Source organism: Faecalicatena orotica (assembly GCF_003149245.1).
Taxonomy (GTDB): domain Bacteria; phylum Bacillota; class Clostridia; order Lachnospirales; family Lachnospiraceae; genus Faecalicatena_A; species Faecalicatena_A orotica.
Window position 1 is genome coordinate 188,806 of the sequence record NZ_QGDL01000003.1, and the last position, 18,324, is coordinate 207,129.

Here is an 18,324-nt window from a genome sequence, read left to right on the forward strand (position 1 = left end):
AGAAATGCCACACATACGCCCTTTATTTGAAGTATATGTGCGGCACAATTGTCCTATTCTTATGAATTCTTATTTCCGGCTTCTGATGCGGACTGCTGTGGCCATCAAAATAACACCCCCGGCAAGGAGCCAGTATTTTTCGGTATAGCTGCCCTTCGTCATCGAGAAGGGATAGAATACCTTCAGATATTTAGAGCCTGCCCCCATTGCGGTGATATAGTAGAATACAGGGATCATGTAACCCGCAATCAGGTTATCCGTCAGGCTGTAAAACAAAAGTCCGAGCCCTCCCATAAAGATCATTTCCGCGAGTGTCCCTGCATAGTATGCCGGTGCCTCCATCTGGCAGCCATTTATGTGGAGGATTAAGATGTATACGCCGAGATATAATGCGAGGACAAGCACGGCCTCTATGGCCCGGATGCTGTAAACAGTGCTTATTTTTGTATATTTCGACCGGATCAGGTCTCTTAAATCCGGATTCTGCTCGGGAAGGAAGACAGGGGGGATCAGGATAATCCCGATCAGGGCCACATACATTTCCAGAACCTTGGCAGTGTCCGCCAAAGGCAGGTTCTTTACCCCCAGTACGAGCGGGGAAAGGCAGAGCAGGATGCCTGCCGTGACGGCATGGACGGGCAGGTTATGCCTTATGTTCTCTCTTGCGATTTCCAAATAATTTGCCACGGATATCAAGCCTCCCTTTCCTCTTTAATGAATAGATCCAGACAGTAACTGCAGCGAGCAGGATGGAAATTCCTGCGTACAGCGCCCTGTTTGCAGCCAGCTGGCTGAAACCTGCATGAAAACCTTCATAATTAAACGGTGTGTTGTGTCTGGGAACGAGATCCCAGCCGTATATTCCGCCGTGCATGGCTGACATGGAACTAAAGACAGACAGAAACCACCAAATAAGCTGTACCAGTACACCCAGAGCCGTGTCCGTAAGTTCCGTCAGAACCATTCCCACGGCAGTGGAGATCATGGCAGTCGGCATCAGCCAGCCAACACTGTATTTCACGAATGCCAGATAATCCAGACGGATACCTCCTCCTGCAGCTTTGATACATTCGGACAGCGGTATGCAGGAAATGAGGAGAACCGGCAGCATCAGCATTACAATCATGGAAAAGTAACGGCTGAAGATAATCACGGCTGAAGAGGCCTTTCTTGATGCGATCAGCGCCTGCATGCGGGAACGCCTGTCACGCATGCCCCGCGTGGCTGCCAGAAATACGGGCAGTATCCCGAGCATAATTCCCATGTAATCACTAAACAGTCTTGCATATGCACCGGTAAAATGATCTTTTTCTGTCAGGTCATTATATTGCTGCAGTGCCTGTTCATAAGTCATTGGTGTTTTTGCATTTGTTTTAAGACTCTCTTTACTGTAATTGGAACCTCCTCCAAGCATATCGTCTGTTTCTTCCATTAATGCACAGAACCGTTCAAAAGTAAGCCCGTCTTTTGGCTTGACCGGCGAACTGCCGTATACGATCTGGCTGTCTCCCTGGGCCGCTGTCATCGCATCGTCGATCTCCTGATCTGTGGACAGCCCTGTTGTTTCAGTAACAATCTCATGGATCCTCTTTAACTCCTTTTGACTGGGCTTGACTGTTTTATAAAACCCGATCGGGTACGTTGTAAAGGAGCCGCTCCTGTACTCACTGACCAGATATCCAAGCGTTGCCTCCATTGTGGCCTGTTCATCACCGCCTGCGACCATGCCGTAGTCTTCCTGCCCCGGTTCCGGTTTCTCGGCAAATTCCATGCTGCCGAGCTGGGAGTTGAAAAAAATAAGCAGGATCAGGATGATCAGCCAGTAGATCATGCTTTTGGCCGTCTGTTTACATTCTTTTATGAATAGATGTCCAAACATCAGGCCTCACTCCCTTCTCCGTTCATCAGATACATGTAAGCATCTTCTACACCCGCATCACAGCTTTCGGCCGAAGCGAAGGGCTTCTTCTCTGCGATAAAACGGATCATGACATTGTTTCCAAGTGTCAGCATGCTGGTTACGATGTATCTTTCTTTTAATTGCGGAAGTTCGTGTCTGCTGATCTGGGCAGTATAAACTTTTCCGTCAGCCATTTCAATCAGGCCGGAAACGGTTCCCTGATAAAGGATTTCCCCATTATTTAAGACGGCTATCTGTTCGCAGGTTGCTTCGATGTCCCCTACAATATGGGTAGAGAGAATGACGATGCGTTCTTCTGCAATCTCACAGAGAAGATTCCGGAAACGGACTCTTTCCTCCGGGTCCAATCCGGCCGTCGGTTCGTCTACAATAAGAATTCTTGGGTTATGCAGGATCGCCTGGGCGATACCGAGGCGGCGTTTCATTCCGCCGGAAAGTGCCTTTACTTTTGTTTTTCTGTCATTCTGGAGATTCACCTTCTCCAGCAGATATGGAATTCTCTTTCTGCGTTCGGCTGTACTCAGTCCGGAGAGAACGCCCAGATAATCCATTGCCTCATAGACGCTCATATTCGGGTACATGGAAAAATCCTGGGGCAGGTACCCGGTCATCTTACGGATTCTGGCAGAGTCTTCTACCGGAATTCCACAGACTGTAATCCGTCCGTCTGATTTTGGCAGCAGTGTGGCAAGCACCTTCATAAGAGTCGTTTTTCCGGCGCCGTTTCGCCCGAGCAGTCCGAACATTCCCTGTTGAATGGTCAGATCAACCTCCTTTAAAGCCTGTTTCTTTCCATAATATTGATTCAAATGTTCAATCTTAATTTCAGCAGACATTCTTTGATTAACCTCTCTTTCCTGAAGATCCCCGGACTTGTTTTGTCTTAGTCCATTTCATTTTTATGTGATCTTCTTGTCTATGAAGCTATCATACCGAAGAAATGTCTATATTTTCTCTATGAAAACTTAAGATTCTCTTCATTCATTCTTACTGGAAAATGAAGCTGTCACAACCGCACCGCCTTCTATGGAGTTGGCCAGACTTAACTCACCGCCGTGCTTGGCACAAAGCTGCCTGCAGATATGGAGCCCGATTCCAAAATGGGGATTCTCACCGTCATTCTCTTCCGGCAGTTTCCGGTGCTCCCTGTGGTAAGGAAGGAGGGCTTTTTGAAAGTCATATTCCGTAAATCCGCTTCCGTCATCCTGAACGACCAGATACAACATCTCTTCTCTTTCTTCATATTGAAGTGTGACTGTAATCCGTCTGGATGCAAAGCGGATGGCATTTGACAGCAGATTTTCCAGAACCTCCAGAAGGAGATTTACATCGACAGCAGCTTTTTTTGAGGGCAGGGTTTCAGTTTGTCCGCTGAGAATAATTTCCACATCGCCGATCTGGTTCAGTGCAAAGATAACCTCTAAAATTTCACTCTGGATCTGCCCGGGCGTATAGAGTTCTTTTTGTACCGGAATCTCATCAAGGCTGCGGATTCCTTTCATTGTCCTGCTGTACTGTTCCAGACGGCTTAAATGCTCTGACATCAGTCTGAGCGTCTCTAACATTTTCTCCTGACTGATTTTCCCCTGCGGCAGGTAGCGCTCCAGAAAGTCAGAATATCCTTTCAGAACGGTTAGCGGCGTCCTTAAGTCATGGGCAAATGCGGCATTGAGCTGTTTCTGGTTCTCTACCAGCTCCCACATCATTTCCTTATTATGTATGAGTTCAAGCCGCATTTCGTCGAAGGAACGGCAGAGCAGCCCCATCTCATCCCTGCTTTCATATGTCAGGTCAAAATCCAGATTATTCCGCCGTACCTGCTCTGTGCCTTCTTTTAGAATATTCAGCGGTTTTTTCAATCTTTTCTTATAAAAAAGCAGGCTTGCGGCAATAGACCCTGCTACTCCATAGACAAAGGGACTCCACACACGTATCGTGTCGAGCAGGAGCATCCAGAGCCCGTCGTGATTCTGAAAACCGGTGTAACTGTCCGTCCAGAACGGCCACTCCGACAATTTGATGGTAAAGAACCATAATTCGCTGTCACCGCTGTATCTGCTCCAGATCATGCTTTCATACCGGTAGCAGGCCGTTATCGTCAGATAAGACAGTACCGCCCCAGCCGCGGCAAACACGAGGATATATGCGGCGATTGCGCTTCGAAATGAGATATTGCGTATTTTATGGCTGACCACAGATGTTTTTTCTTCTAACCAATCCATTTGTACCCCACTCCCCATACCGTTTCTATGTATGTTTTCTTTGTGAACCCGGACAGCTTCAGCCGGATGCGTCGGATATGCTCAGTCACAATGCTGCTGTCACCGCAGCCGTCGTAGCCACGCACTTTCTCATACACCTGTTCCTTGGAAAATACCTGTCCACTGTTCATGGACAAAAGCTCCACAATATTGAATTCTGTTTTTGTCAGGTTCACTGGCCGGTTATCGTAATAAACACAGCGCTCCTCATAGTGTATGGCCAGAGCCCCCTGTACTCTGACAGCCTGTGTCTGATTCTTCCGCTCCTCCCGGCGCAGGTGTGCCTCAACCCTTGCACCCAGTTCCTCGATACTGAACGGCTTAACGATATAATCGTCACCGCCCAGAAGGAGTCCCCGTATCCGGTCCTCCTCCTCAATCTTGGCGGTCAGAAAGACGATCGGGCAGGATACATGGCTGCGGATCATCGTACACACCTCAAATCCGTCAATCCCGGGAAGGTTTACATCCAGCAGGATAAGGTCCGGTTTCATGGACAGCCTGCTGAAAACCTCGGTTCCGTTCGTGGCTGTGATCACCTGATATCCCTGTATTTCAAAATAATCTTTTAAGAGCTGGAGGATTCCAGGCTCATCATCAACTGCTAAAATTTTTTTCATATAATATTCATCCAACTTTCTACAGAGTTCGTGTTGTTATTATACTAATAAATTCTCTACAAAAAGTCTACAAGGAGATAGGACTGGCATTATTTAACCAATTTTAAAACATCTTTTGCAGTCATGTTTGAGTAGAGTTTTCCGTCGATGAGTATGTTGGGGGCGGTCCGGCATTGTTTCAGGCATGGCCTTGTCTTTATACATACTTTGCCGTCTTTTGAGATGCCGTTTTTCTGGGTCTTAAGTTCCCTGCCCAGAATTTTCAAAAGTTCCTGTGAGCCTTTGTCCGTGCAGGCTTTTCCTGTGCAGACTACGATTTCATGCTGGTAGGCTGCCTCCTTCAGTGAGGGGTAGATTTTGACCAATACCTGAATGACAGAAGGGCTGACCCCGGCGGCTTCGGCCGCACGTCGCTTTAACTCCGAGGTGATGCAGCCGTTGACTTCCTGAAGTTCCCTCAGCATCTGTACAATATTATCCTGATCGCTTTTGTTGTCCATCTGGCTGTAATACTGCAGTATTTCTTCTGTCTGCCCTGCTTTCTGAGAATCATTCATTTCTATTAACCTCCGTTTCTCTTCCATTTTATCAGTATTACCTGAAACTGTCAGCCTTAATCTTAATACAGTCAAAGGTTCCTTATGAAGTCCAATACCCCGCAGGCATAGATAAACCGCAGGGCCGGATGTCCTGCGGTTTGTTCTTGATGGTTGACCTCTGTTTTGCAAAAGGAGCCATAAACATATTAATTTAAAAGTGTCCCTTCCATCCGCACCGGCTGGTGGTCTGTGTATTCAAAGTCAGTATTGATATTCTCTACCTGATTAACCTTTATATTATCTGATACGATAAATCCGTCCAGGACATAGACCTGTGAGTCCTCGTAGTTTCCGCTGTAAGGCCCGTTTAACAGCCTGCATGTGGGTACGTTGTCGGAAACAGCGAAGGAGAACCCGTCAGGGATATCTTCCGTGCCGACAATACCGGGAACCCAGTTGTCTTTGTTGTGGATCGGGTATTTATCCATGCCCTCGAATGTCTGGTTGAAGTCTCCACCCGCAATGACATAATTACCTTTTTCATATTCGGCTTCCAGTTTTTCTGCAAGCATCCTGCTCTGTGCAATCTTTCCTTCGCCGCTGTCATAAGCCTCGAGATGGAAATTGATCAGGACGAGTTCTTTGTCTGTGCCTTCAAGCGGGACCCTCGTCTCAAGCATACAGCGTTTCAGGTTACAGGTCTTGACCGGCCAACTGAAGGACTCCGGAAGTGCGATACGGGATGCATCCGTGACTTCCAGACTAGTCATGGTGACAAGGCCGCTTTTTACTTTTCCGATCGGTGGCAGCGGGTACGGAACATAATCACACTTAAAATTGCATGCGAACATTCCGGTTAACCCGAGTGCATCCTCATAGTATTCCTGCTCGTCAATATGGTAGGAACGTTTGGAATCCCGGTCTACTTCCTGAAGAAAATAAATATCCGCGTCCTGTTTCTCTAAAATGGACGTGATCCCCTTTAGATTATTTTCTACTAATTCTTTGCTCTCCGGCTGCACTTTTGTACCGCCGTCCATAAAAAAATCTTCATCTTTACTTAATCCCGCATAACCGGTATTGTATGTAAGTATTGTAAATGAATCCCCAATATCCAGCGAATCTGTTCCATTTCCCGTTTCAACGGCTTCAACCGCCTCCGGACGGTATTCCCGTATCGTCAGATATCCTACTAAAACTGCGAGAATCAGTATGACAGCAATTACAATTCCTCCTGCTATTTTCAATCCTTTTCTCTTCTTTTTCATAAAACCGCCTCTCTCCATACTTTGTTTAAGGATAAAAATGATGTATATACCTTGAACTTATTTTAACTTAAACTTAACATTTTGTATAGTAGGAGGAGAAAACATTCACAGAAACCGTTTTGCTATTCTTAAAAATTCTTCATTCGTCTGGAGAAAATCATACATTGGATTATTTTTCATTTCAGACATCAGTCCCGAAAGCAGCTTTTTTTCTGAGTTCTGTTTTTGTGACGCATCGATTCCAGAAATATCAGGTGCTATATCCCGGAACAAAACGGTGCTTTTCATATCCCAGGGAGTCCGAATAGCAAAGAGCATTCTTTTTAGGAGAGAGACCGCTCTTTCTTCATCTTTTAGAAGGACTGCCGTGTGAAACTTGAGCACCTGGCTGCTGTACTCCCATAGTCCGAAGGTTTCGGCAGTCTTTTCCCATGCTTTAGCAGCATATCCGGCCATCTCATGATCATCTTTTTTTACGGCACATTCGCCCAGATACATCAGAATGATCATGATTTCACTCAGTCTCATTTGCAGCAAATGTTCCAGTATTCTGACCGCGTCATCCATCTTCCCCTCCTTCATATAAATCGAGGCTTCCTGCTGCTTCTTGTCTATTCCCAGCCGTTCCGGGACCAGTTCCAGCATTTCATGGGCCTTCTGGTAATCTCCCCGCAATTCATACTTGGAAGAAAGCATAAATGCAGAAGAAATCCGGATTTTTTCATCTCCGTCTTCCACTGCACGATGATACAGTTCCATGATCTGGTCCGTATACTGGCCTTTTTCGTCAGCAGGCATTCCCGCCATGATTAGGGCACCGTCCAGCAGGAGGGCCGATTTATGTACCAACGGGGCGCAGCGGGGATATGCCCGCAATTTTTCGTGTAAAAGTGTAAAACCGGCATCGAGCCCGCTTTCGCTGATGGCCTGTGATAATTCTTTGCAGAAAGATTCGATTTCCTGTTCTGAGAGTTCCTCATGGAAACAAAACAAAGTATTCATATCTACCTGCAACAGGCGCGCCAGCGGCGGAAGTAGTGTAACATCCGGATACGACGAACCCTTTTCCCACTTATTTACGGCAGGGGTGGATACACCCAGATATTCGGCAATTCTCTCCTGGGTCAGCCCCAGTTCCTTCCTTTTTTCACGGATAATTGTATTAATCGGCATAATTTGTCCTCCCAAACTTTTTATCTTCTTCCTGACAAAATAATTATATCATTTAAGGAGGCACTTTTACAATTTACCACCGGGCAACTAACCGGAGGCAGAATTTAACCTGTGGTTTACTTCGACACACGGGGAAATGTTAATACGAGTTCAAATCCAGTCTTATATTCCGGGTTTGTGCCGACACGGATCTTGAGCCTTTTCGCTAATTCTCTAACCAGGTAGAGCCCCATGCCGGTTGCTTTTTTCCGCTGCCTGAGATTTCCGCCGGTAAATCCTTTGTCGAAAATGAAGGGAATATCATATTCAGGGACTCCGATACCGTTGTCGCGGATATGCAGCATGGTTTCATTCCCAGACGGGGCCCACTCTGTATACAGTTTAAGAGTATTTTTCTCTTTCTCCGGGTCTGCGTATTTGATGCTGTTGCTGACAGCCTGTCCGATGATGAAAATGAGTCCCTTTCTGTCCGATAAAACCCCGATGTCCTCTGTTTCGTTTTGTATCAGGAAACCCGCTTCATCCAACAGGGCCCTGTATTCAGACAGAGCCTCCGTACAACAATCCCTTAAAGATACCTTTTCGAACAGGAAATCCGAATGTACGGCCTTCAGTCCTGCATAGTACAGGACCTGGTCAATATCTTCCTGCAGCTGGCTTCTTGCATACTCCAGCTTATGGAAAACACCGGTGGACATCTCCTCTTTTCTGTTATCGAGTACAAACGTCATTAATGCCAGCGGCGTCTTAACCTCGTGTGCCCATGTTTCCATATAATCTTCATATTCCTGAATATCACTCTTCTGCTTCTTGTTTTCGCGGTATTCGCTCTGAAGCCTTTTCACCAGAGCCTGTGCAATCGTATAATCTGTTCCGCAAAAAGCGGTCAGAAAGCTTTCATCTTCCGCCAGCTCCCGGTTTTCCAACAGTTCCATATAGGCTTTTTCCTTTTTTGAATCACTGCTGTAAGCGATCCACAGAGCGATGCTGAACATGAGAAAAGACACAAAGAGCATGGCACCGAGCAGGATCAGGAATTTGCCCGGACTAAGCAGCCATAAGAAAATTATGAACAGAAAATCGGTACACACAAGCAGTGCCAGCCAGATGCTATGGTTATAACAGTAATGAAGCAGTTTCTTCAGCATGCGGATCCTCCTGTTTTTGCTCAATAAAATATCCAGTGCCGCGCACAGTAACGATTCTATAGTTCAGCGCCAGCCGTTCCAGCGTCTTTTTCAACCGGGTCATGTTGACCTGAAGTGCATTTTCATCTACATATTCGGAAGTTCCCCAAAGCGTCTGAAAAAGCTCCTCCTTCGAAACAATTCTGCCCAATGGGGATAACAGCTGTTCCACGATCTTTCCCTGGTTCTCAGGGAGTACATAGGATGTCTGATTTGTATATATCGTATAAGTATTTAAATCCAACCGGATTCCGGGCACTTCCAGAAAGTGCTCTTTGTCCTTGTATCTTCTGAGCAGATTGGCAATCCTCGCCAGCAGGCGGTCCCTGTGGCAGGGCTTTGGCAGATATTCATCCGCCCCAAGCCCCAGGGCATGCAGTTCGTCCTTCATATTGTCCCTGCTTGTCAGAACGAGTACCGGTACCAGACTTTTCCGGCGGATGAATCTGCATACCTCGAATCCGGTCTGCCCCGGCAGATTGATATCCAGCAGCACAAGGTCCGGATTGTTTGCAAGTATTTCCGAAGCCGTATCCGAAAAATGGTTCAGGCTTACCGTTTCATAGCCGGCCCCGGAGAGAAGATACTCCAGTTCTTCCCTCATAAATTCCTCGTCTTCTGCTATTACAATCCTGCTCATATAAATCTCCTACTCTTCCCTCTTATTCTCAATCATACCAAGAAGCTGCCTGCGGCTTAATCTCGTTACGGCAGCAATATAAATAAATTCTACCACAACAAGCAGGATTATCATAGCACAACCCAGCTTTAAAAGCATGGGCACCTCCGTTTTCATTTCCATTGAAATAAAGCCTGCAAACAGCGCCTGTATACCGAAGAAACTGCTGACTGCCGCGGTCAGGACGGGCAGGCCGAAATACCATTTGATCTGTTTGTCTGCGCTTTTGCATAATGCCTTGTACGAACTCCCGAGGCGGATCAGGACATGGTAACGCCTGCCTGTTTTCCGCTGGTGCATCAGGAATTGTACTCCCATGACAGTATTGGCTATGATCAGGAAAATGACGGCAAGGTAGATCGTAATATATCCCAATGCGATGAAATAGAACAACTGCCTGCCCATATTCTGCAGATAGCTTTCATATTCAAGGGAAGTCTGATTCAATCTTTCATTAATACCCATCATGGCCTGCATCAGCCCCTCTTTCTGAACAAGGTTCTCTTTTAAAACCGCATTCCAGTAAGAATCGGAATTTCTGGTCACAAGGCGGTCATATACGCTGTCCGGGATAATGACTCCGAGGGCAAGCGTAATGGAGCGGTCCACAACTAAATTTGTCTGGTATACCTGATCCTTCAATTCGAAAGGGACACCATTGAGCTCTATAACAGGATTTTGGGAGAGTACCTCATTTAAAAGGTCCAGCCGTTCTCCGAAATAAAAGTCCTGGTCACTGTACAGCGCGGCCTGATTCCCGGAAAGCTCAATAGGGGCTTTCCCGTCAGTCTCAAGGATCTGGTTGTATCCGGACAGGGAAATAAAATAAGGCGTTGTAAAATATTCAAGGCTCTCTGACAGGCTTTGCACGTTTTCTGAATTTCCAAGTGAATTTACTGCACGGCGAAAACCTTCTCCGGAGAATGCGTTTTCATCATCAGGCATCCCCGTCTTTACTTCGAACAGTTGCGAAAATTCCGCATCTAATCCTGTGTTTTTCAAAATCTCTTTGACGGATGGTTCTTCGTCTGCTGTCTCCTTGTCAGGAACGCTTTGGCTGTAATCTATGAATGTGTAATCTATATGGTGTGCCTCACTGCCGGATGCTTCGAGGCTTACAGACATGCCATAGCCAAAACAGCAAAGTGCGGCCAGAATGAGCAGGGAGGACACTGCCAGGGAGGCCGGGCGCAGAAAAACATTTTCCTGCAGCTGGCGGAATGTAAATGTCGACAGCCCCCTGTTTGTTTTCTTTAATCTGAAAGTCAGTTCCAGAAGAAGCCCTGCTCCATGAAACCAAAGGAAGGTCCCTGCAATTCCCAGTACAACTGTCATCCCAAACCTGAGAGGCGACTCCCATGCGTTTCCACGGATCGCCGTATAGTAAGCCACTGCCAGAGAGAGGATTCCGGCAATGACCTGTACATACCCGATTCCGCGTCTCTTCCTCTTCTGTTTTTTCTCCTGTGTATCTGACAGCAGGCTGATGACTTCTTTTTTGACGACAGAACCGCTAAATAGCAGCATTGCAAAAAATTTGATGGTAAAGAATCCGATAAAGGTCCATAAGACCGCCTTCCATGACAATGTAAAGCGATGCCCTATGATTCCCAGTCCAACCACTTTCGCAGTAATCAGGCTGATCATTTCTGAAAGAAATATGGCAATCGGGATACCAATCAGCAGCGAAAAGATGCTGTTGAAGATATCTTCCGCCATCATCATGGCAAAGAGCTTTGAGCGCCGCATCCCCATCATCAGATACATTCCCAGCTCATGGCTTCTTCTTTCGATCTGGTACTTTCCTGCAAAATAAACGAGAAAGAACAGTAAGAAGAGCGAAACACCGTAGAGTACCGGAAGAAGCCGGTAGATCTTATTTACCGCATCGCTTTCCATCCGGAGCAGAAATTTCATGACATCCTGGTTTTCAAGAGACAGGATAATGTAAAATGCAATGATAGAAACAATCAGTGAGAGGAAGAATAAACCGTTTTCTTTCCGGCTCCTCCTGCCGTTTTTCAGGACAAGTTTAAAGAACATTTGCGCTTCCCCCTCCCAGCTGAGCCATGACACTTAGAATGCGCTCGTAAAAATCCTGCTGTGTCTCCTTTGGATATTTTCTCCTTAATTCATGGAAAATCCTTCCATCCTGAATGAAAAGGATACGCGAGCAATAGCTTGCCGCATTGCAGTCATGCGTAACCATAAGGATGGTTGAGCCATCCTGCTGGTTCAGTAAAGACAGTTTTTCCATCAGCGATCTGGCATTCTTAGAATCCAGAGAACCCGTCGGTTCATCCGCAAGAAGCATGTCCGGATTCAGAATCATTGCTCTGGCCGCTGCGATACGCTGTTTCTCTCCCCCTGACATCTGTGACGGGAATTTGTCCAGAATGTCCTCAATCTCCAGATATTCCGCCAGTTGTGCCAGACGGGCCGCCCCCTCTTTTTCCGGCACATTCTGGATTGCAGGCGGAAGCATAATATTTTCCCGGCCGGTAAGATTATCGAGCAATTCAAAATTCTGAAACAGGTAACCGATACGCTTTCCCCGGTATTCCGCGAGTCTCTTCCCCTTATAGGCACTGATGTCCTCCCCGTTTAAAAGGATTTCGCCTTCTGTCGGGTGCACCGCGGTCGCAATACAGTTCAAAAGAGTCGTCTTTCCAGAGCCGCTGCTTCCCATGATCCCTAGAAACTCACGGTCCAACACCTGAAATGTAATTCCGTTTAACGCTTTTGTCACGTTACCATTCTTTCCATAGTTTTTCTTTAGTGATTGGATGTCCAGTAATTTTTCCTTCATTTAAATCCTTTCCCCTTTCTACTCTATCTGTCAGTCTGCTGACTGTTTCATTTGGTGGATCTCTATTCATAGTATACAGGATTCCTGTGCAGGAAAACACTTACAGTCTTTGTAAGGATTCAGGAAAAATACTATTGAAGGTACTGTGTGTGTCCAAAGAAAGGAATAGTCATGTGAACAATTACCTGCCGTACAAAAAGCGGAACAAGGTTTTCTGACCCTGTTCCGCTTTGATCGAGATACTGTCACAGTGTGAGCCTGCCGGACAAACCTGCAACAGAACTTTTCAAACACACTCTAGTATGTAAACAACTGTGTCCAGTAATTGCGCCCGGCTGCATTCTGGTAATACCCAACACCAATTTTCGTGAATTTGGGATTCAGGATATTCGCCCTGTGCCCGTCACTGTTCATCCAGCCTGTCATAACTTCCTGGGGAGTGCGCTGTCCCCATGCGATGTTCTCACCGGAGCCCTGAAAGCTGACCCCCTGTTCTGTGAGTGCTGTGCTGAAAGAACTCCCGTCTGGCCTTGTGTGCGAAAAGGATGTTTCTGTCTCTTTTGCCCTCACAAGTGCCGCCGCCTCGATTTTGCTGTCAATCGCAAGAGGGGTTAGGCCTGCTTTTACTCTTTCGGCATTTACTAAATCTGCTACCTGCTGTATGAAAGTACGGTCCTGTGAATCTGTTTCCGGCTGGCTGTCATCCCCCTCCGGATGATTGATATCTCCGCCGGGTTTGTCGGCGTCTTCTCCCGGCCCGTCTATATCCTGATCCGGCTGGCCTGTTCCGCCGCCCGGCACTTCATTATCCGTTCCCGGATGATCCGTATCCGGAAGATTCATGTCAGGGGTATCTGTCCCCGGCCGGTCAGTATCGGGCAGATTGTTATCTGGAAGATTACTGTCCGGAACGTCCGGCTGATCTGCATCCGGAGTATCCGTGTCCGGTAAATCCGGTGTACTTTCACCCGGAGGAGCAAAATCCGGCGGGCATACCTGCCAGTAGATCCCCCCTATGTTACCGCCCAGACCGTTTAGCTTGTCTTTCAGGCTGTTCAGGTCATCTCCCTGGATGATGGTTACCCCGTAGCCCGGTGCCACTTTCTGACTGCCTGTGCCTGTATCTGCTGCCTGCGCCGGGAGAACGGTACTTCCCGCAACCCCGATTGCTGTTGTAATTGCTAAAATTGATAGCCTTCTCATATGAACCTCCTGTTGTTTTGTTATTATGTAAGTATTACGTAGATATTACATAATTGTTACAAACAGGATAATAACATGCAATGTGAAAAAATGATACAAGCAATAACTGGTACAGATTCCTGATATTACATATTTGACCTGACGGCCCACCTCATCTTTGTGGAACGGGCCCTGCTGTTTCTTGCACACTCCTCGGCGGATGGGCGGATGACATCCTTTGCAATCTCGCTGTAGAGGCCCTCTCTCTGATACTGTTTGAATGACTTCTTCACAAGCCGGTCTTCCCCGGAATGGAAAGTCAGAATGGCTGCGCGGCCCCCGGGTGCAAGGATGTGGGGCAGCTTATCCAGAAACTCATAGAGAACTTCGAATTCACTGTTCACATCGATGCGGAGTGCCTGAAAAGTCCTCTGGCAGGATTTTTTGACTGCTTCCTTTTTTTCGGCTGCGGGCAGAAAATCAAGTGTCTGTGCGATAATATCCCGCAAATCCTTTGTGGCGGCAATCTCCCTGCCCTTTTGTATCTCAGTCACAACCGCTTCGGCAATCAGGGCAGCATAAGGTTCATCCGCATTTTCCGTCAGCATCCCTTCAAGCTCCTGTACATCAATTGTACGCAGACGTTCTGCCGCGGTAATTCCCTTTTCCGGGTTCATCCGGAGGTCAAGAGGACCGTCCGTCTTATAGGAGAATCCTCTTTCGGGATTATCGATCTGCATAGAGGATACACCCAGATCAGCCAGCACAAAATCAAATAAACCGGCCTCACTGGCAATCTGGTCCACATTCGCAAAATTCAGAAGCTTTACTGTAAGGATGTCCGGGCCATATCCCAGATTTTCCAGACGTTCCTTCGTTTTGGCTGATTCGATCGGATCGACGTCCAGCGCATAAATGTGTCCTTCATGCTCCAGACACTTCAGCATCTCCAGTGTATGTCCGCCGTAACCTAGCGTGGCATCCAGCCCCCGCTGCCCCTGTTTAATCTCCAGAAAGTCAAGGATTTCCCTGACGCAGATGGAAATATGCATTCCGGCAGGGGTACTTCCTTTCTGGATAACCTTTTCAATCGTGTCTGCATATTTTTCAGGCTGCAGTTCTTTGTATTTTTCCTTATAATTTCTCGGATGCGTACCCTTGTACCGGGGACGCCTTTTATGTTTCTGTTCCTGATTGTCCATGATATTCCTTTCCTGAGAGCAAAGTACGGTTTTACTCAAAGCCGCCCCTGTTATATGCGCGTGTGATTACATAAGAAGGTTAAAACCTCCATTATTTATGGTATGGTTCTTTTTGGATAATCCGGTAACTCCGGTAGATCTGTTCTAAAAGGATTACACGCATCAGCTGATGTGGGAATGTCATTTTTGAAAAACTCAATGCGTAATCAGACCTTTCCAAGACCGCTTTGCCCAGTCCGATAGACCCCCCTATGACAAAAATAATATGGCTGATACTGGAAATTCCCAGCTTGTCGATCTTATCCGCCAGTTCTTCCGAAGTCAGCTGCCTGCCCTGAATTTCGAGGGTAATGACATAGGCATCGTCCCTGATATACTTCACCAGACGCTCCCCTTCTTTCCCGCGGATCTGTTCTTCCACGGTTTCACCCGCCTGGTCAGGGGTCTTTTCATCCGCCACCTCTATGATTTCCAGCTTACAATATTTGCTCAGTCTTTTGCTGTATTCAGCGACTGCGTCTTTTAGATATTTTTCCTTTATTTTTCCTACGGTTAAAACTGTAATTTTCATATGGTCAGCCGTCTTCCTTATGCCGGATTTTCCCGGAGATATTCTTCTACAAGATCAACAGCATCTGCAATACACTGGTCACAGCTGCAGATTGGCCGGTCTGAGCCGATTCCTTTTAACTCGCGGCAGAGGAGGGAGCGGTTCTTCTCTTTGAATTTTTCAGCATAGTCCTTAACTTTCCTGTAGGTATCTGCCTTTGTTGATTTCCCTTTGTCAAGGTCACCTACGCTGTTGTTCAGACCGATGATCATAAACAGTCCGGACAATGCCCCGCAGACTTCCATCATTCCCATTCCGAAACCAAATCCTTCTGAAATACGGAACATTTCCTCCTCGGAAACCCCAAAGTCTTTGCAGAAAGAACAGGCAACGGCCTGACAGCAATTGTATCCTTTTTTATGATATTCTAATGCAAGTTCTTTTTTTGTCATCTTTTCCTCCTGATAAAAGAACTTCTCCATAGCCGTCTGCAGAATGTTCCGCAGTCTTTACAGCTATGGAGAAGCTTTCTATTTGTGATTCAAATATTCGTCGATTCCTTTTGCACCGGCTTTTCCGGCACCCATTGCAAGGATTACTGTTGCAGCCCCTGTTACGGCATCACCGCCGGCATAAACGCCTTCCTTGGATGTCTGGCCGTTTTCTTCCTCTGCTACAATACATTTTCTTCTGTTTACTTCGAGTCCCTTTGTTGTAGAAGAGATCAGCGGGTTCGGTGAAGTTCCGAGTGACATAACAACGGTATCTAATTCGATCTCGTATTCAGAACCCGGGATTTCAACCGGACGTCTTCTGCCAGATGCATCCGGCTCGCCCAGTTCCATCTTAATAACTCTCATGCCTTTTACATATCCGTTGTCGTCCACAAGAATCTCTTTTGGATTCGTCAGAAGGTCGAAGATTACACCCTCTTCTTTTGCATGGTGTACTTCTTCCACTCTGGCCGGAAGCTCAGCTTCACTTCTCCTGTATACAATATGTACTTCAGCCCCTAGTCTTAATGCAGTTCTGGCAGCATCCATTGCAACGTTTCCTCCGCCGACTACTGCTACCTTGGTGCCGGCAACAATCGGGGTATCATAGTTGTCATCGAATGCTTTCATGAGGTTGCTTCTCGTCAGATATTCGTTTGCTGAGAATACGCCGTTCGCATTTTCTCCCGGGATTCCCATGAACATTGGAAGTCCTGCTCCTGAACCAACAAAAACAGCCTCAAATCCTTCTTCCTCGATCAGCTGGTCGATGGTTGTGGATTTACCGATTACAACGTTAGGCTCAAACTTAACACCTAATTCTTTTACCTTTTCAATCTCCTTGGCAACAACTTTCTGCTTCGGAAGACGGAATTCAGGAATACCATATACGAGTACGCCGCCGAGCTCATGGAGTGCCTCAAATACAGTAACATCATACCCCATCTTGGCAAGGTCGCCTGCACATGTGAGTCCTGACGGGCCTGATCCAATTACTGCAACTTTATGGCCGTTTGTCGTCTCAGGGCATTCCGGCTTGATATCATGCTCCAGCGCATAATCTGCCACGAATCTTTCCAGCTTTCCGATAGAAACAGGTTCGCCTTTGATTCCGCGGATACACTTTCCTTCACACTGGGATTCCTGCGGGCATACACGTCCGCAGATCGCAGGGAGTGCTGAAGACTTACCAATCACTTTATAAGCCTCTTCGATATTACCTTCCTTTACTTCCTTGATGAATCCGGGAATATCAATCGCAACCGGGCATCCGGCAATACATTTTGCGTTCTTGCAGCCTAAACATCTGACTGCTTCTTCCATTGCTTCTTCCTTATTATATCCAAGACAAACTTCTTCAAAGTTTGTTGCACGTACTTTCGGGTCCTGCTCTCTGACAGGCACTTTCTTTAATACATCAGCCATTAGTTGTCACCTCCGCAGTTTCCGCAGCCACCATGATGAGTGTCTCCTTCTTGTAATTTCAGCATAGCACGGCCTTCTTCAGACTTGTACATCTGGCTTCTTTTCATAGCCTGGTCAAAATCAACGAGGTGTCCGTCGAATTCCGGTCCGTCAACACATGCGAATTTAATTTCGTCTCCTACCTGAAGACGGCATGCACCGCACATACCTGTTCCGTCTACCATGATCGGGTTCATGCTGACAATTGTAGGAAGCTCCAGCTTCTTTGTAAGCAGACATACAAACTTCATCATGATCATCGGTCCGATTGCAACACAGACATCATACTGTTTTCCTTCATTCTTCACCAGATCTTCGATTACAGCCGTAACCATTCCTGAACGACCGTAGGAACCGTCATCTGTTGTAACATAGAGATTGCCTGCAACCTCTTCCAGTTCTTTTTCAAGAATCAACATATCATGTGTCTTGGAACCAACGATGACATCTGCATCTATTCCGTTCTCATGCAGCCATTTTACCTGTGGGTAAACCGGTGCAGCACCTACACCGCCGGCTACAAATAACATCTTTTTGTTCTTCAGTTCTTCAAGATCTTCGTGAATAAACTCAGATGGACATCCCAGAGGCCCAACGAAATCACGGAAACTGTCCCCTTCTTTTAAATCTGCCATCTTAGTTGTAGATGCTCCAACTTCCTGGAACACGATTGTGATTGTCCCCGCCTCTCTGTCGTAATCACAGATTGTAAGAGGGATTCTTTCTCCTTTGTCATCCATCTTCACAATCACGAACTGGCCTGGCTGGCAATGGCTTGCAACACGCGGTGCGTGTACATCCATAAGATAGATTTTATCAGCCAGTTTTTCTGCTTTTAATATCTTGTACATCTTATTCCTCCTTGTAAAAAATCACCCTTTCCTTATAATACGCTATAAACAAAGGATTGGCAAGTATTCTTTCAATGAATTCACGCCCCGGAGGGCTTTTTATTTCATAGGGCGTACTTTCCTA

At 46.7% G+C, this 18,324-nt stretch carries 18 protein-coding genes; all 18 read right to left on the bottom strand.

Annotated elements, in window-relative coordinates; translation table 11 throughout:
• Positions 1 to 69 precede the first annotated feature (69 nt).
• The 18 genes from A8806_RS06655 to A8806_RS06740 all read right to left on the bottom strand — a co-directional run bounded on the left by A8806_RS06655 (position 70) and on the right by A8806_RS06740 (position 18,200).
• Positions 70 to 687, bottom strand: a complete 618-nt coding sequence (locus A8806_RS06655) for a hypothetical protein (RefSeq protein WP_109730405.1) — start codon at positions 685 to 687, stop codon at positions 70 to 72.
• Positions 644 to 1,879, bottom strand: a complete 1,236-nt coding sequence (locus A8806_RS06660; protein ID WP_109730406.1) for an ABC transporter permease — start codon at positions 1,877 to 1,879, stop codon at positions 644 to 646. The genes A8806_RS06655 and A8806_RS06660 overlap by 44 nt, the downstream gene beginning before the upstream one ends.
• Complete coding sequence (locus A8806_RS06665) at positions 1,879 to 2,757, bottom strand: ABC transporter ATP-binding protein (RefSeq protein WP_109730407.1); 879 nt, start codon at positions 2,755 to 2,757, stop codon at positions 1,879 to 1,881. The genes A8806_RS06660 and A8806_RS06665 overlap by 1 nt, the downstream gene beginning before the upstream one ends.
• 141 nt (positions 2,758 to 2,898) lie before the next feature.
• The gene (locus tag A8806_RS06670; protein ID WP_109730408.1) at positions 2,899 to 4,143 is read right to left on the bottom strand and encodes a HAMP domain-containing sensor histidine kinase; all 1,245 of its coding nucleotides are present in this window, start codon (positions 4,141 to 4,143) and stop codon (positions 2,899 to 2,901) included.
• The gene (locus tag A8806_RS06675) at positions 4,131 to 4,802 is read right to left on the bottom strand and encodes a response regulator transcription factor (RefSeq protein ID WP_109730409.1); all 672 of its coding nucleotides are present in this window, start codon (positions 4,800 to 4,802) and stop codon (positions 4,131 to 4,133) included. The genes A8806_RS06670 and A8806_RS06675 overlap by 13 nt, the downstream gene beginning before the upstream one ends.
• Before the next feature lie 89 nt (positions 4,803 to 4,891).
• The gene (locus tag A8806_RS06680; RefSeq protein WP_242995972.1) at positions 4,892 to 5,359 is read right to left on the bottom strand and encodes an NADH-quinone oxidoreductase subunit NuoE family protein; all 468 of its coding nucleotides are present in this window, start codon (positions 5,357 to 5,359) and stop codon (positions 4,892 to 4,894) included.
• 188 nt (positions 5,360 to 5,547) lie between these two features.
• The gene (locus tag A8806_RS06685; RefSeq protein ID WP_181368612.1) at positions 5,548 to 6,609 is read right to left on the bottom strand and encodes an endonuclease/exonuclease/phosphatase family protein; all 1,062 of its coding nucleotides are present in this window, start codon (positions 6,607 to 6,609) and stop codon (positions 5,548 to 5,550) included.
• 105 nt (positions 6,610 to 6,714) lie between these two features.
• The gene (locus A8806_RS06690; protein ID WP_109730411.1) at positions 6,715 to 7,782 is read right to left on the bottom strand and encodes a helix-turn-helix domain-containing protein; all 1,068 of its coding nucleotides are present in this window, start codon (positions 7,780 to 7,782) and stop codon (positions 6,715 to 6,717) included.
• A gap of 116 nt (positions 7,783 to 7,898) precedes the next feature.
• Complete coding sequence (locus A8806_RS06695) at positions 7,899 to 8,930, bottom strand: sensor histidine kinase (protein WP_109730412.1); 1,032 nt, start codon at positions 8,928 to 8,930, stop codon at positions 7,899 to 7,901.
• Complete coding sequence (locus tag A8806_RS06700) at positions 8,899 to 9,609, bottom strand: response regulator transcription factor (RefSeq protein ID WP_109730413.1); 711 nt, start codon at positions 9,607 to 9,609, stop codon at positions 8,899 to 8,901. Before A8806_RS06700 ends, A8806_RS06695 begins: the two co-directional genes overlap by 32 nt.
• Positions 9,610 to 9,618: 9 nt before the next feature.
• Positions 9,619 to 11,691, bottom strand: a complete 2,073-nt coding sequence (locus A8806_RS06705) for an ABC transporter permease (RefSeq protein ID WP_109730414.1) — start codon at positions 11,689 to 11,691, stop codon at positions 9,619 to 9,621.
• Complete coding sequence (locus A8806_RS06710; protein ID WP_109730415.1) at positions 11,681 to 12,457, bottom strand: ABC transporter ATP-binding protein; 777 nt, start codon at positions 12,455 to 12,457, stop codon at positions 11,681 to 11,683. The genes A8806_RS06705 and A8806_RS06710 overlap by 11 nt, the downstream gene beginning before the upstream one ends.
• 297 nt (positions 12,458 to 12,754) lie before the next feature.
• Positions 12,755 to 13,660 (bottom strand): CAP domain-containing protein, encoded by a 906-nt coding sequence (locus tag A8806_RS06715; protein ID WP_109730416.1) that lies wholly within the window; start codon positions 13,658 to 13,660, stop codon positions 12,755 to 12,757.
• Between the two features lie 125 nt (positions 13,661 to 13,785).
• Complete coding sequence (rsmH, locus tag A8806_RS06720) at positions 13,786 to 14,841, bottom strand: 16S rRNA (cytosine(1402)-N(4))-methyltransferase RsmH (protein WP_109730417.1); 1,056 nt, start codon at positions 14,839 to 14,841, stop codon at positions 13,786 to 13,788.
• A gap of 91 nt (positions 14,842 to 14,932) precedes the next feature.
• Entirely contained in the window at positions 14,933 to 15,412 is a 480-nt protein-coding gene (gene rlmH, locus A8806_RS06725; RefSeq protein ID WP_109730418.1) for a 23S rRNA (pseudouridine(1915)-N(3))-methyltransferase RlmH, read from the bottom strand.
• Positions 15,413 to 15,429: 17 nt separating this feature from the next.
• Positions 15,430 to 15,843 (bottom strand): C-GCAxxG-C-C family protein, encoded by a 414-nt coding sequence (locus A8806_RS06730; RefSeq protein ID WP_109730419.1) that lies wholly within the window; start codon positions 15,841 to 15,843, stop codon positions 15,430 to 15,432.
• 78 nt (positions 15,844 to 15,921) lie between these two features.
• The gene (gltA, locus tag A8806_RS06735; protein ID WP_109730420.1) at positions 15,922 to 17,310 is read right to left on the bottom strand and encodes an NADPH-dependent glutamate synthase; all 1,389 of its coding nucleotides are present in this window, start codon (positions 17,308 to 17,310) and stop codon (positions 15,922 to 15,924) included.
• On the bottom strand, positions 17,310 to 18,200 hold the full coding sequence (locus tag A8806_RS06740; protein WP_109730421.1) for a sulfide/dihydroorotate dehydrogenase-like FAD/NAD-binding protein: 891 nt from the start codon (positions 18,198 to 18,200) through the stop codon (positions 17,310 to 17,312). Before A8806_RS06740 ends, gltA begins: the two co-directional genes overlap by 1 nt.
• Positions 18,201 to 18,324: the final 124 nt, after the last annotated feature.